Raw genomic sequence first — 13,206 nt, 5'->3', positions numbered from 1 at the left:
GCCATGCGCTCGCTCGTCGACGTCATGTGCGGTGGGATCGTCTCCTACCTGCGGATGTGCAACCACGACACCGTCTACGCCGCCGATCGAGATCTCGAGGCCGACGACGACCTCCTCGCCGTCGCCCAAAACGAAGGACGGACGCTCATCACGCGGGACGTGACGCTCGCGAACCGGGCGACGGATTCGATCCTTCTCGAGTCCCGCGATGTCGAGGATCAACTCGGGGAACTCGCTGCAGCGGGTGTCGACCTCTCGCTGGCCGACGAACCCGCGTTCTGTGGACGGTGTAACGGCCCGCTCGAGCGGGTCGATCCGACGGCGTCGATGCCCGAGTATGTCCCCGATTCGATCGAGGGCGACGTCTGGGTCTGTCGCGACTGTGGACAGTACTTCTGGCGCGGGAGTCACTGGGATCGCGTCGCAGAGACGCTTTCGAGGATTCAGTAGACGGCTACGTCGTCGAATCGCCCGTCGTAGGCGATGTGCTCTGGATGGGTCGGTTCGGTACCCGACAGAAACAGCCGATCGACCTTTTTCCACGTGTTCTCGTAGACCAGATGGCCGAGTTCCGTCGCCGTCGTCGCCCACCGATTGAGGCCGTTTTCGTAGACGACGCGGCGTGCGACTCCATCCGCCAGCGCTGCCACGAGGTCGCCTTCGCTCTCGATTGGCGTGTCGAAAGCGGTGTGGGCGACGCCAACGGTTCGCGAGAGGTGGGCATACGAGGAGGTAATCGGCGGACACGAAAACGCCTCTCCGAGGTTCCGTGCGCGGCGATTATGTACCGGGAAGTGTTTCGGATTGAAAATCTCGAGGGCGTCGATCGTCTCCGCGTACGTTCCGAGATCGGACTGTTCGAGGCTGACGTTTGCGAACGTCGGGTGTGGGACGAGCACTGCAGCGTCTTGGCGCTCGAATTCGGCCATCGCCGTTTCGAGCGGGATGAAATCCGGAATCGGATCCTCGAGACCGACTGCGAGGATGTGTTTGCGGTTGCGCCAGGTGCCGGTAAACACCTCACGGGCGGGAACGACCAGCAGCTCATCGTCGGAGTAGGCCGCAGCGCGCTCGCGAATCTCCGGGAGGCGGGTGAAGTGCGGTGCATAGACGAGTGCGTCGAGGCCAGCCCGTTTGGCTCGCTCGACCACGCGGTCGTTGAGCACCTTCACGTGACAGTCTACTCGGAACGTCACTCCGTCGGTCACGACGGTTACTTCTGGTACAATCGAGTTATGAATTCTGATTTAGCGGTGGCGGAAGGCGACAGACTGCCGTCCGCAGTGTCTCGACCGATGTCGACGTTGGCGGCTGGATCCGTCTCGAGTACGTTCCTTCTGGCCGATGGCTTTCGCTGCGAAAGGATCATTAGGACGGCCGTGCGAGTGAGAGTATCGAATGGCCTGGGAATGCGGAATCGACGGCTGTGGCGCAGTGTTCGACGATGCCGAGTCTGCCGTCGTCCATCAGGCGACCACCCATCAGCGTTGCGAGTGTCAGGTCTGTGGTACCATCGTGCCGGACGGCTATCTCGCGATCCGCCACGTGTTTACCGAACACAGCCGCGCCGAATACGTCCGCACCTACGGTGCCAGTTCCGAAGCGGTCCGTAAACGCGAGGCGTTACTCGAGGAGATCGACGCAGTCGTGGATATGCAAGCGATCGCGACGGAACTGAAACGCTAATTGTCGAGTCGCAGCGCTGTCCTGTTGTGTCTCCGTGGAGCACAGCGAGCGAGTCGCGCTCGAGGCAGGACGTGTCGCCGACACAACGAAAGCAGTGCTCTCGTCTAGCGCTCGTCGGAATCGAGGACGCGAATCTGGTCGCCACGCACCGTCACACGGCTATATTTTACGTCGTCGGGTTCCCTCACTCCGTTCGGTCACCGCTCCTCGCAAAATATAGTACAAAACGTCCTCGCCCCTCGCTCCGCTCGGGCGAGCGAACCGACTCGCTATCGCTCGTCGGAATCGAGGACGCGAATCTGGTCGCCACGCACCGTCACCGGAATCGGAACCGTCGCCTCGTACAGTTCGACCGTCACCTGATCTTTGCCTTCGTCGATGCGCTGGACCTGTGCCTTCTCGCCTTTGAACGGGCCAGCGATGAGTTCGACGATGTCGCCCTCGGCGATCCCTTCGACGTCCGGTTTGGGCGAGAGGAAGTGTTCAACCTCGGAGATGTCCGATTCGCCGGGGACGATGCTCCGGGCGTGAGGGATATCCTCGAGGACGCGATTGAGAACCGCGTCGCCGTCGGCTTCGACCATCACGTAGGAGGTCAACGAGTCGGGCGCGAGCGCGGCGTGGATTTCGGGCTCCTCGCGGTTGATAATCATGTCCGCGACGGTGCGCTCTTGGCTCGCCGTCGTTTTGACAGCGAAGATGCCCATTAGATGCCACCACCGCTGGTCAGCAGTACCATGACTGCGCCGATGAGGAACCCGACGAGACCGACCAGCAAGATGCCTGCACCGGCGATTTTCGATACCTGAAGGAACTCCTCGCTAGTGGGCGTCGTCGCCATTTTCAACACCCGAACGTACGAGGTGAGGTCGTACGGAACGTCCATATTTGTCTATTTACAGCGTGGGGTCTTTTATCTGTCTTTCGTGTCGTTTGACTGTGAGCGTCGTCGGTCAGGTCACGCCGGTCCTGACCAGCGTCCGGCAGTTACACCGGGCGTAGTTTTTGACTGTGGGTGTTCTTCCCACTGCAGACAGCGATGTTCACCGCGACAGTTTACTTCATTTAACACCGAGGATGTCTCTTTCGGCGGCTCACAGCCGACGTCCCCCAACCGATCCCAATCGAGATCGAGGAGATCCAAAACGGGTTCGTCACCGTCATCCACCGGGCCGGTCCCCTCACGGATACCTTCCAATCGAAACGCGAGGCCGCCGACCACGCCGAACACGTCACGTGCCTCGACGACGAGTACGGGTGGGGTGGTCACGAATCCGTGGCTGGCAACGTAAACGAAAACGTCGCGCCCTCACCGGGCTCGGAGTTGACCCAGATCTCACCGTCGTGGCGCTCGACGATCCGCCGACAGAGCGCGAGTCCGATCCCAGTTCCGGTGTATTCCTCACGTGTGTGGAGTCGCTGGAACACCTCGAAGACCCGCTCGTTGTCGTCGACATCGATGCCGATCCCCGAATCGCTGACCGCGATCGTCCACTCGTCTCCCGTCCGCTCGGCGTCGATCTGGACCCGTGGTGGTTCGTCACCGCTGTACTCGAGGGCGTTCTCGAGCAGGTTTTGGAACACCTGCCGGAGCTGGCTGGCGTCGCCCATCACGGTCGGCAACGACTCGGCCGTGATCTCGGCGTCGTGTTCTTCGATCGAAAACTGCAGATCCGCGCGGACATCCGACAGCACCACGTCGAGGTCGACCGGTTTGAAGGGATCGCCGCGGGTTTCGACGCGTGAGTACTCGAGCAGGCCATCGATCATCTCGCGCATGCGATCGGCCCCGTCGATGGCGTACGCGAGAAACTCCTTGCCGTCCTCATCGAGGACATCGGCATAGCGGCTCTCGATGAGTTGTACGTAGCTAGAGATCATTCGAAGTGGTTCCTGCAAATCGTGCGAGGCGGCGTAGGCGAACTGCTCTAAGCGCTCGTTCGATGCCTGCAACTCGTCGATGTACTCGCGGCGGTCGAAGTGCAACTTTAGCAGCGTCGCGAGCGTCTCGAGCAGTTCGCGTTCCTCGTCGGAGAAGTTGGCCGTCCCGTCGGCCGTGAGACTGGGATCGTCGTGGAGGACGACATCGATCGTGATCGGTGTGCCGTTGACAGTGCTGCTGGACGCGGTGATCCGCCGCTCGAGCGGTTCGTATGTGTCCGTGGTCACTTCGTCGTCGCCGACCGAGACGCGCGCGGCGGTTCGTTCCGGATAGTGGAAGAACTGCGAGAGGTTGGTCACGAACTCCTGTAGCAAGTCAGTTGTCGGTTGCTCGTCGGTCTCGAGTAAGTCCGTCGCGAGTCTGACAGCGGCCAGTTTTTTCTCTCGTTCCTCGAGTTCCCGTTTGCGCCGTCGAGCCAGCTCTTTGAGATCGGTAATGTCGGTTGCCGTCTCGACGACTTGCTCGATCTCGCCGTGCTCGTTGGTGATCGGTCTGGCGTTGATCGAGAGCCACTGTGGTCCGTCCGGTCGATCCAGACGGATCTCCCGATCGATCACGGCGTCTCCCGTTTCGAAGACGCGGGAAACGGGCCGGTGGTCGATCGGGAGGAGGTCGCCGTTCTCGTCGTACATGTCTCGTTGAGCGGTGGTATAGGCTGGCCTGTCGTCCGGGAGATCGAGCAGTTCTCCCATCCGTTCGTTCGCTCTGGCAGCCGATCCATCCGGATTGACGACTGCGATTCCGACGGGGCTCGTCTCGAGAATGCGCTCGCTGAGTTCGTACTCACGGCGCAGTCGCTGCTCCTGTTCTCGGCGGTCGGTCATATCACGGGTGATCTTCGCGTAGCCCTGCAACTCGCCTTCGTCGTAAATAGCCGTTATCGTCACGTTTGCCCAGAACCGCGACCCGTCCGATCGGACGCGCCAGCTTTCGTCTTCGAACGTCCCCATCTCATGTGCGCGCGCCAAATTGCGTTCCGGGACGCCATCTTCCCGATCGTCCGCGGTGTAGAACGTCGAAAAGTGCTCACCGATGATCTCCGATGCGCTGTAGCCTTTGATCCGCTCGGCCCCTTTGTTCCAGCTCCTGACGTATCCATCAGGATCGAGCATGAAGATCGCGTACTCATCGACGGCGTCAACGAGCGATTGAAATCGCTGTTCGCTCTCCTCTCTGGCTCGCTGTGCTTCTTTCCGGTCGGTAATATCGTAGTACAGTTCGATACGCCCACCGGCATATGGTCCGGACTCGATCGGTTTGCTGCGGTGTTCGAGCCAGCGACCCTCACGATCCGTACCGGTCGTCACTCGACACTCGAACTGTTCGACGTAGGTATTATCCTCGTAGGTGGCTAGCACTGTCTCTGCGAACGACTCAGAATCGGCAAGACGGTCTCGGATCGTCTCTTGAATCAGCGTCGCCTTGTCCTGACCGATAATCTCGGCTCGCACGAGGCCGAAGTACTCCTCGACCGTTTCATCTGCCCACACGATATCGAAGTCGTTGTCGAGGACGAACACGCCGACATTGGCTTCGTTGATAACGGACGCGATCGAGTCGTACGTCTTCCAAGTCGACGGCAGTTGTTCGTTCGTCCGGTCGTGGTCTTCGACCGCCTGAACGACGCCGACCGTCCCCTCGAGGTCGCCGTCGTCTATGAGCAGGCTGAACCGAAGCTCACAGAGGACGCGGTCGCCAGCAGCGCTCTCAACGACCAGATTGAACGCCGTATCGGGATCGGTGTCGTGCTCGAGACGTGTCCGGATCGCCTCCTCGAGGCGCTTTGCGTCCGGTCCCTCGATGACGGTCGAGACGTGCTCGCCGAGGAGGTCCGCGCGCGGAGAGCCCGTCAGCGACACGACGGCGTCGTTGATGGCGACGAATCGACCCTCGGCGTTCAGTTGGAAAATCCCGTCGTCGATGGCGTTGACGAGCGTGCGACAGCGCCGAAGCGAGTCGGAATCGTCCCCCTCGTTTCGAAAGAGCTCGTTCGAGACGCGGGCCACGTCACACATAAGCGTCATTGGATGCGAGCCGGTTTACATGTATGGTGGACCTCACTCGAGCAGCAGTCGAATCGCCGACACGGGACGGCTCACGCGACAGCGATGGTCGTCCGTGTACATGATATACTGACCAACAGCTGTTGGGGGAGCCCTTCTTCTCCCACCGTGGACTGTAGAATGCTACGCTATACCATGGTGTGGATACGCTTGTGCTCGCCGGCGTCACAACGAGTGGCTGTATCCGTGCAACGGCTGTCGATAGCCTCCAGCACGGCTACCGAACCATCGTCGCCGCCGACGCGGTCGGTGACCGCGCCGAGGGACCGCACCGAGCGAACCGCTTCGACATCGACGCGAAATACGGCGATGTTGTCACAACCGAGACCGTCCTCGACCACCGCTCCGAGAATGTATAATCACACCAACGCGAGACGACCGGCATCGACACCGACTTCGCCACGACTACCGTGTGATCGGCCATGACCGACTCCGGTGCCACGCTCCGCACGTCTCTCGAGCGCGACGACCTCCTGGTCTGTCCCGGCGTCCACGACCCGCTTACCGCCGCCGTCGCTGATTCCATCGGCTTTGACGCCATCTACATGACCGGCTATGGAACGTCGCTGTCGAAGACCGGCTATCCCGACGCCGGCTTCATCACGATGCCGGAGATGATCGAAAACGCTGGCAACATCCAGGAGCGAATCGATGTGCCGCTGATCGCCGATTCCGACAACGGCTACGGCAACGCCACGACCGTCATCCGGACGGTTCGCGAGTACATCAAAGCCGGCGTCGGCGCGATCCACATCGAAGACCAGACGTTCCCGAAACGCTGTGGCCACACGAAAGGGCGACAGGTCATCCCACGGGAGGACGCAGTCGGCAAGATCGAAGCCGCGGCCGACGTTCGGGACGATCGCGCCGAGGACTTCGTCCTCATCGCCCGCACCGACGCCCGCGGCACAGGTGACGGCTCGCTCGACGAGGCGATCGGCCGCGCCAACGATTTCCTCGCGGCCGGTGCCGACGTCGCGTTCGTTGAAGGACCGACCGACGAGGCGGAACTCGAGCGTATCGGCCGAGAAGTCGACGGGCCGATCGTGTATAATTTCGTCGGCGATCTCGGCTCCTCGCCGTACGTCGACCTCGCGTCGCTCGAGGAGTGGGGCTTCGACATCGTGTTGTTCCCCATTACGTCGACGCTGTCGACGATCGCGAACGTCTACGCGGATCTTAGTGCCTTCGCGGACGACCCCGTGGCGGCGATGCGAGACATTGACGACGCGTTCAATTCCCAGCCCGTCGGGAGCCTCCACGAGTTTTCGGGCTTTCCCGAGGTCGTCGAGTGGGAGCGTCAGTATCTCCCCGACGAGGCACAAGACAAATACGAGGATTCACTCGGGGACGACCTCGCCTCTGAATAGCCGGGCGCTTGCGGCGAACGAGATTTCCGTGGCAGCGACTCGAACGACACCTGCGGAGGCGCTATCTTCAATTGCCTGACTGGCTTCCCTTCGGACGTGACCCACGACCGAATCCACGCCAGGAAACCGGCTCACGACATCGAGCGGTGGTCCATCGGAACGATCGAACGGATTAGCGATCGGGACGGACACTGCGTCTTCGAGGTGCAGACCGATGCGGGCGACACGATCGAACTCGTCGTCACGACTGCGATCCGGGAGTTGGTCGTGCGTCGACTGGATCTCGACGCTGGTGAGTCGCCCGTTGGGGCTCGAGTCTGGTATCGGAAATACGGCGGATAACAGCCGAAAGTATACTGTCGGCTACGTACCGGTTCAGTGAATTTCGTGCCAGAGTCGAGAGACACAAGAAGGTTGCGTTACCATTAAATAGTTTCGCCGGACGAATGTCACTATATTCGAAAGAAAGCGATGGCTTCGAAACGGACAGCCTGCGAGACACGCAGTTCCGGTTTCCAGACAGGACAGCGATCGAAGCCAACGATGAGACGCATTCGTTCTTTCGAAGCGAACCACTTCAGAGACCGATGACGCGAAAACCACGTAGAACCTCGGATTCGGCGACCTGGAACCGGCAGTTCAGCCACGCGAACAGCACAGTCACAGGTGGGTGCTGATGGCCGCAGTATCGATGATCGTACTCGGGCTGATCGCCGCTGGGACACTCGTGATGTTCGGCTCGATTCTGTATGCCCGGCGGCTGTTCCTGCGACTAAACGAAGAAAGCTACCGACGACGGTGGCGGGGGCTCCTCGCGCTGATGGTATTTTTCCTGCTGGGCTATGTCGCCGCCCTGTGGATCGCGTTCAGCGGTCAGGAACTCCGCTTCCAGCTGCTGACAGGGTTCGTCTTCCTGTTTGGCGCTGTGTTCGTCCTGTTCGTGGTCAACGTGGGACTGCTGACGGTCAACGACCTTCAGGATAAAAACGAGTCCCTCCAGACGAAAATCAAAGAGGTCGAACAAGCGCGCCAGGAGGCAGTCACGCTTCGCGAAGAAACGGACCAGCTCAACCAGCACTTAGAGCAGCAAGCCGACGAGTACGCAACCGTCATGCAGGCGTGTGCGGCCGGCGATCTGACACAGCGGCTGGACCCCGACAGCGAGAACGAAGCGATGGCCGAGATCGCACGCGAGTTCAACGACATGCTCGCCAAACTCGAGTCGACCACCGAGGACCTCATGGCGTTCGCACAGGACGTTGCCGCCGCATCCGAATCAGTGACGTCCAGTGCCGAAGAAGTCCACTCGGCCTCCGAGCAGGTCTCTACGTCGATCCAGGAAATCGCCGACGGTGCCGACCAACAACACGAGTACCTCCGTTCGGTCACGACAGAACTCGACTCGCTGTCGACGACGACCGAGGAGATCGCCGTCTCCTCGAACGAGGTCGCCGAGATCGCCGAACGAACCGTTGACACCGGGCAGGAGGGGAAAGAAGCAGCTCAGGCGGCGATCAGTGCCATGGACGAGATCGAAGCCGAGGCCGCCGACGCCGTCGCCGAGATGCACCGTCTCGAGGACGAGGTTCAACAGATCGACGAGCTGATCAACACGATCTCTGAGATCGCACACCAGACCAACATGCTAGCGCTGAACGCGAACATCGAGGTCTCCCGCGCGACGAGTGCCAGCGGCGACGACGGGTTCTCAGCCGTCGCGACGGAAGTCAAAACGCTCTCCGAAGACGCCGCAGAGGCAGCCGAGAAGGCCGAGGCCCGCCTCGAGGCGATCCGCGATCGGACCGAGGCGTCCACTGCCGAAGTCGAGCGCACGAACGCCGGTATCAAAGACGCCAGCGAGCAGGTCCAGGAAGCCGTCGCCGCGCTCGCTTCGATCACCGACCTCGCCGAGGAGACCAACGTTGGGATACAAGAGATTTCGGCAGCCAGCGAAGCGCAGGCGGCCTCGACCCAGGAGGTCGTCGCGATGGTCGACGACGTCGCAGCGATCTCCGAATCGACGAGCACAGGTACTGAAAGCGTCGCCGCTGCAGCCGAAGAACAGACTACGGCCCTGACCGAGGTTTCGACGAGTGCTGAACAGCTCAGCAACCAAGCGGCACGCCTCTCGCGAGCACTCCGCTATTTCGAAACCGACGCAGCAGCTACCAGCGCCGTACCGACCGACGCCTGAACCACCACGGTTTTGTATTTCCAGCACAATATAGCAATGATGAGTCGCATCCGTCCAGCCGAACTGGCAACCCGCCTCGAGTCGGGAGACGAACCGTTTATCCTCGATATTCGTCCACGGACGGACTATCAGACGAACGCGATCGAGGGCAGTCATAACGTCCCGGTCTATCAGGAGTTGCGCCAAGGCGACGAGTCAGCACTTCGCGATCGACTCGGAGAAATCCCACGCGAGCGAGACGTCGTCGTCGTGTGTAAGATGGGTATGGTTGCCAAACGAGCAACGAGTCTACTCGTCGACGAGGGGTACGATGCAGCGACGCTGTTGGGTGGAATGAGCGGGTGGACTGGCTATCAGAACGGTTCGCTCGGGTACAAACTGCGCTCGTTACTCTGGAAACTCCGGTAGGTACCGTCTCTCCGGTTGGTGGATCCGGTGGCGCTTTCGACACGGCGGCGCTCGAGACGACCGTCAAGAGATAGAGATGAAATTCCCTCGCAAGGATTGCAAGGGCGTGTCGGGTACCCAGTTCTTAGAAGGGCTGGCCACCGCCTTGTGGTGACGGCGGTTGGCCAATCTGCTGTGACCGGTCCTGCTGTGTGACCTGCTGGCTCGCCTGTTGGATCGTCTGAGTGACCTGCTGGGCTTGCTGGATCACCTGTTGGACACCCGGAGCCTCGGACTGCTGGAGTTGCTGGGTACTCTGCTGGAGTGCTTGCTGAGTACACTGGCCGAACGTCTGTGCGAAGTCGGATTGCCGCAGGAGAAGGGTCTTCTGCAGGTGAATAATCTGGGTGAGGTCAGCCAGCATCCCGGATGTGAACCGATCACCGGCTTTCATCGCCTGTCCGTGTGCCCACTCGGCGTCCGATTCGAGTTCCTCGAGTTGGTGGATTGCCTGTGAGACCTGCTGCGGAACGGCCTGATCGAACGACTGGGGCTGCTGTTGGTACTGTTGTCCAGTCTGTTGCTGCGGTTGCTGCTGGTGATGCTGCCGCCTGGTCTGGTGTGGAGTCCGCTGGCGTCGGGTTCGCTGTTGAGTTGGCTGTTCTATTTGCTGTTGCGGCGGCTGTTGGTATGACATGGTTCTCTGGATGGTATCGTCACCTACGAGGTCGGAGATCCGGTAGCGCGTTGCCTCGTAGGGTATCGTGACCAATCCAGCCGCCCCAATAAATACTCGGGCTACTGTTTCTCCCACTCGAGCTACTGTTTCTCCGATCCGTACTCCCGAGTGACTGTTCGCGTCCATTCATACCGACACCTTCCAGTCTGTACCGGCGCACCCGCGACCCGTCATTCGGGTGCGCCGGTACACAGTGGTCGCAGACCGTATCAGGCTTCCTGTCCGAAACGACCCGCCATTCAAAAGAGAGTTACCGGGCGTGTTCGTACGGTATCGTACTATCACGCACTATTACGCCGCTGCTGATACGATTCGTTTTCGTCGTCGATCGGAGATCCTGTAACCCGACCGCTAGCTAGCTGTCCATGTAATCGACAGTAGACTATATAATGGCGTGTCCGATTCATCCTCCCCCTGCCGGATCAGCGATTTTCTTTGCATCTCTGTAATTACGGCCAGAGACCCCGATCAGCTGGGCGTCAACCAACTGCGAGAGTGCTACGATGTATGCCGCACCTCGTCACGTCACATCTCTCGTTTCGACCTTGCACCGAACGTCATTCCATGTGGACAGCATTTCTTTGTCGAGTTCGTCCTGTCCTTCCTCGAGCGACCACGACCGCCGATTGATATCTTGGAACTACTCGACGTAGGAGAGCTTCGGTAAACAACACCAATGGTTCAGGGTTGTCTTTGTTCAGCCCGATCGTGTCCGGGATTTCGTCCGTGAATAGCCTGGTAAGACGCTCTTTTTTGGACGGGCTCAGCTCTTTCGGGTCGGCGACGATACCGCCTTTTGCGCCGTCGAACGGCGAATCTCTCACCGCACACTTCAACGTTATCCATATCGAGAGGTCGATACACTCCTTGTGAGTGATTCTCGGATGATAGCGTAACCCTCCCTTGTATGGACCACAAACGCTGTCGTGGCACGCGCGATAGTCAGTGAATACGCCGACCGTGCTATCATCGCGTTCAGCCGGGACCGTTACCTCGTGGATGGCTGCCGGGTGTTTGAGGCGTTCAATACTGTTCGAATCGATATCGAGGTGCGTTGCAGCGTGCTCGAGGTATCGTCGAGCCGTTGCAACTGCTGACGTGGCTTCCGATCGTCGTCTGGCTGAGAAACCGTACTTTCGACTGTCGTTGGGGATGTATTGGATGACATCCCTTACGTTTGAGGGGATAGCGGTTATTCGAGCGATAGAGCCCGATTTTGGAAGGTGTTCGTACTCCCACAACGAGCGCATTTCTCGGCTCGGGTATCGGAGGTGATAATCTCACCACAAATCAGACACTCGTATGTCGATGCAGTATCGGAACCACCCTTGATGTCGTACATACATGCTACTGGTCGTTCGACAGTCGTATAAATATTAGGAATTAATGTACTATAAACACATATAATGGCGTTATAGGTGGCTTCGACCGACTGATGTTCAAGCATCAGGGACGATCAGTTGAGGTCGAACAACTGAAACTCATCCCGGTCAGCAGCGACCTCGTGTATTCTGCATGGAATCACGTCACTTTCTCTGGGTTATCTTCCGTGCGATAGCGCTATAAGCAGACGTTCTCGCGGTCGTGGACGTCCAACCGCAGCAGCGCACTGGTGGATCGGAGTCAGTTATCCTCTCGTCGGATACTACGAGATGTGAGACCGAACGTATGGATTCGTCTGAACATAGTAGCCATCTTGTACTTACAAAGACTTATGCCATGGGGCGCCATACCATGAAATGCCGGGCGAAGCCACGAGGATTCACCGGACGACTCGACTCGAATGTCCATACAGGGCAAGAAAAGTCGCGTTAGAGGTATAACCAAGGCTCCGGTAACACGGAAACAAGGTGAACGCCTCCAAGGAGACCAACACGGCCCATAACTTGACCACCATGGTGGCCGAGTGAGAAGGCTCAGTAACGGATCTCGCGTAAGCGAGGTTCGTGAACTGGAGATACCCAGGCCGAAGGGCCGTAGAAACGTGCTCCCGTTCGCGTCCAAATTGGGGTTTTCGCCCGTGTATATTTCTATCGACCCAATAACCAGTCGTACTGATTACGGCTACCGGGTGATACAAACAAATAGGCGTGACGGGCGTTCCACAACTGAAGCCGTAATATTACTCTTCGTCAAATATCAGTTGTTGGCTTCCGCCCTTTCTGCCAGTAGTGAGCTGTCGAGCGTGGTATTTGAATCTTCAGTCCGAAGGGCAAGCGATCCGTCACTGGCCGCTCGCCTGAAAACGCACCTCGAGATTATCTGCCGGCAAAACGTCAGCCTCCGAAGTCTGTTTTATGCGCTCTCAGTTGGGCCGAAGACGATAATGAAATTATCCGTAGCAACTCGAGACACTGCACTCAACTGGAGCCTCGAGAAACCGGACATGGTTCAGCGCGTGAACTGACCGCGAAGTCATGGGCCTACCTAAAAGACGGCAATCAGAGTATCAACTCACCGGCGAGGAGTGAGCGTTCACCGACCATGCTGTCAAGATCTAAGTAGAGACTGCTGCATCAACTGGATCCATACGACTGATCCGATGACTGTGAAACTTACCGATCAAGTCGCGTAGAAGTTTACTCAAAGTCAAGAAATAGCGGGAAGTAGATTTGAACTACTGATCTGCGGGTTATGAGCCCGCCGGAATCTCCTGGCTATCCCATCCCGCTATCTAACCGTTTCTGCCGACCATCATTAAGGATTGCTATCTGGGTGCTGTCTCTGGAATATTCCGGTGCATTTGTCGAATCGTCTGGCCGGATTCAATCTCAATCTTATCCTCTATCTGTGAAACTGGAGAAGAGTGAACTACTAGTCGTAGT

13 protein-coding genes, 1 tRNA gene and 2 pseudogenes are annotated in these 13,206 nt (G+C 59.0%); 7 read left to right on the top strand and 9 right to left on the bottom strand.

All coding sequences use genetic code 11. The features are described from left to right. Window positions 1-3: 3 nt before the first annotated feature. Complete coding sequence (locus C476_RS10105; protein WP_008012495.1) at window positions 4-450, top strand: Mut7-C RNAse domain-containing protein; 447 nt, start codon at window positions 4-6, stop codon at window positions 448-450. Here the strand turns inward: C476_RS10105 and C476_RS10100 are convergent. Continuing rightward, window positions 444-1,196 (bottom strand): PHP-associated domain-containing protein, encoded by a 753-nt coding sequence (locus C476_RS10100; protein ID WP_049911729.1) that lies wholly within the window; start codon window positions 1,194-1,196, stop codon window positions 444-446. The genes C476_RS10105 and C476_RS10100 overlap by 7 nt on opposite strands. Window positions 1,197-1,398: 202 nt before the next feature. On the opposite strand from C476_RS10100, the gene C476_RS10095 reads away from it, so the two are divergent. Beyond that, window positions 1,399-1,686: a DUF7565 family protein gene (locus tag C476_RS10095; protein WP_008012491.1), complete on the top strand. Its 288-nt coding sequence runs from the start codon at window positions 1,399-1,401 to the stop codon at window positions 1,684-1,686. A 269-nt stretch (window positions 1,687-1,955) separates the two neighbouring features. Here the strand turns inward: C476_RS10095 and C476_RS10090 are convergent, their stop codons facing one another. The 4 genes from C476_RS10090 to C476_RS10075 form a co-directional block, all read right to left on the bottom strand. Further along, complete coding sequence (locus C476_RS10090) at window positions 1,956-2,393, bottom strand: transcription elongation factor Spt5 (protein ID WP_008012489.1); 438 nt, start codon at window positions 2,391-2,393, stop codon at window positions 1,956-1,958. Continuing rightward, window positions 2,393-2,572 carry a protein translocase SEC61 complex subunit gamma gene (locus C476_RS10085; protein ID WP_008012488.1) on the bottom strand — a complete coding sequence of 60 codons (180 nt, stop codon included), beginning with the start codon at window positions 2,570-2,572 and terminating at the stop codon, window positions 2,393-2,395. Before C476_RS10085 ends, C476_RS10090 begins: the two co-directional genes overlap by 1 nt. A 72-nt stretch (window positions 2,573-2,644) precedes the next feature. Beyond that, window positions 2,645-2,956: a hypothetical protein gene (locus tag C476_RS10080; RefSeq protein WP_008012487.1), complete on the bottom strand. Its 312-nt coding sequence runs from the start codon at window positions 2,954-2,956 to the stop codon at window positions 2,645-2,647. Then, window positions 2,953-5,652, bottom strand: coding sequence for a PAS domain-containing sensor histidine kinase (locus C476_RS10075; RefSeq protein ID WP_008012486.1), 2,700 nt, complete (start codon window positions 5,650-5,652; stop codon window positions 2,953-2,955). Before C476_RS10075 ends, C476_RS10080 begins: the two co-directional genes overlap by 4 nt. 179 nt (window positions 5,653-5,831) lie before the next feature. Here C476_RS10075 and C476_RS10070 point away from each other — a divergent pair. The 5 genes and pseudogenes from C476_RS10070 to C476_RS10050 all read left to right on the top strand — a co-directional run. After that, window positions 5,832-6,050 (top strand): annotated as a pseudogene (locus C476_RS10070) (isochorismatase family protein); the annotation flags it as partial. Window positions 6,051-6,113: 63 nt separating this feature from the next. Beyond that, on the top strand, window positions 6,114-7,061 hold the full coding sequence (locus C476_RS10065) for an isocitrate lyase/PEP mutase family protein (RefSeq protein WP_008012484.1): 948 nt from the start codon (window positions 6,114-6,116) through the stop codon (window positions 7,059-7,061). Between the two features lie 96 nt (window positions 7,062-7,157). Further along, window positions 7,158-7,403: a DUF7861 family protein gene (locus C476_RS10060; RefSeq protein ID WP_008012482.1), complete on the top strand. Its 246-nt coding sequence runs from the start codon at window positions 7,158-7,160 to the stop codon at window positions 7,401-7,403. Window positions 7,404-7,737: 334 nt separating this feature from the next. Continuing rightward, window positions 7,738-9,255, top strand: coding sequence for a methyl-accepting chemotaxis protein (locus C476_RS10055; protein ID WP_008012480.1), 1,518 nt, complete (start codon window positions 7,738-7,740; stop codon window positions 9,253-9,255). Between the two features lie 39 nt (window positions 9,256-9,294). Further along, window positions 9,295-9,663, top strand: coding sequence for a rhodanese-like domain-containing protein (locus tag C476_RS10050; protein ID WP_049911713.1), 369 nt, complete (start codon window positions 9,295-9,297; stop codon window positions 9,661-9,663). Window positions 9,664-9,787: 124 nt separating this feature from the next. Here C476_RS10050 and C476_RS10045 read toward each other — a convergent pair whose 3' ends face one another. The 4 genes and pseudogenes from C476_RS10045 to C476_RS10040 all read right to left on the bottom strand — a co-directional run bounded on the left by C476_RS10045 (window position 9,788) and on the right by C476_RS10040 (window position 13,053). Then, on the bottom strand, window positions 9,788-10,339 hold the full coding sequence (locus C476_RS10045) for a hypothetical protein (RefSeq protein ID WP_049911712.1): 552 nt from the start codon (window positions 10,337-10,339) through the stop codon (window positions 9,788-9,790). A 719-nt stretch (window positions 10,340-11,058) separates the two neighbouring features. Continuing rightward, window positions 11,059-11,535 (bottom strand): annotated as a pseudogene (locus C476_RS19370) (Glu/Leu/Phe/Val dehydrogenase dimerization domain-containing protein); the annotation flags it as partial. A gap of 38 nt (window positions 11,536-11,573) precedes the next feature. Then, window positions 11,574-11,723, bottom strand: a complete 150-nt coding sequence (locus C476_RS18365) for a rubrerythrin-like domain-containing protein (protein WP_008012476.1) — start codon at window positions 11,721-11,723, stop codon at window positions 11,574-11,576. Between the two features lie 1,255 nt (window positions 11,724-12,978). Next, window positions 12,979-13,053: transfer RNA gene (locus C476_RS10040), tRNA-Met, on the bottom strand. Between the last annotated feature and the right edge of the window lie 153 nt (window positions 13,054-13,206).

The organism is Natrinema limicola JCM 13563, from assembly GCF_000337475.1.
Lineage (GTDB): Archaea > Halobacteriota > Halobacteria > Halobacteriales > Natrialbaceae > Natrinema > Natrinema limicola.
Note: the sequence above shows the minus strand (reverse complement) of the source record. Positions and strands in the feature narration are given on the sequence as shown.

What these genes read in the sequence shown, in the direction of transcription:
- C476_RS10105 (WP_008012495.1), top strand. Translation starts at nt 4, where the DNA reads ATGCGCTCGCTCGTCGACGTCATGTGCGGTGGGATCGTCTCCTACCTG.
- C476_RS10095 (WP_008012491.1), top strand. Translation starts at nt 1,399, where the DNA reads ATGGCCTGGGAATGCGGAATCGACGGCTGTGGCGCAGTGTTCGACGAT.
- C476_RS10090 (WP_008012489.1), bottom strand. Translation starts at nt 2,393, where the DNA reads ATGGGCATCTTCGCTGTCAAAACGACGGCGAGCCAAGAGCGCACCGTC.
- C476_RS10085 (WP_008012488.1), bottom strand. Translation starts at nt 2,572, where the DNA reads ATGGACGTTCCGTACGACCTCACCTCGTACGTTCGGGTGTTGAAAATG.
- C476_RS10075 (WP_008012486.1), bottom strand. Translation starts at nt 5,652, where the DNA reads ATGACGCTTATGTGTGACGTGGCCCGCGTCTCGAACGAGCTCTTTCGA.
- C476_RS10065 (WP_008012484.1), top strand. Translation starts at nt 6,114, where the DNA reads ATGACCGACTCCGGTGCCACGCTCCGCACGTCTCTCGAGCGCGACGAC.
- C476_RS10055 (WP_008012480.1), top strand. Translation starts at nt 7,738, where the DNA reads ATGGCCGCAGTATCGATGATCGTACTCGGGCTGATCGCCGCTGGGACA.
- C476_RS10050 (WP_049911713.1), top strand. Translation starts at nt 9,295, where the DNA reads ATGAGTCGCATCCGTCCAGCCGAACTGGCAACCCGCCTCGAGTCGGGA.
- C476_RS10045 (WP_049911712.1), bottom strand. Translation starts at nt 10,339, where the DNA reads ATGTCATACCAACAGCCGCCGCAACAGCAAATAGAACAGCCAACTCAA.
- C476_RS18365 (WP_008012476.1), bottom strand. Translation starts at nt 11,723, where the DNA reads ATGTACGACATCAAGGGTGGTTCCGATACTGCATCGACATACGAGTGT.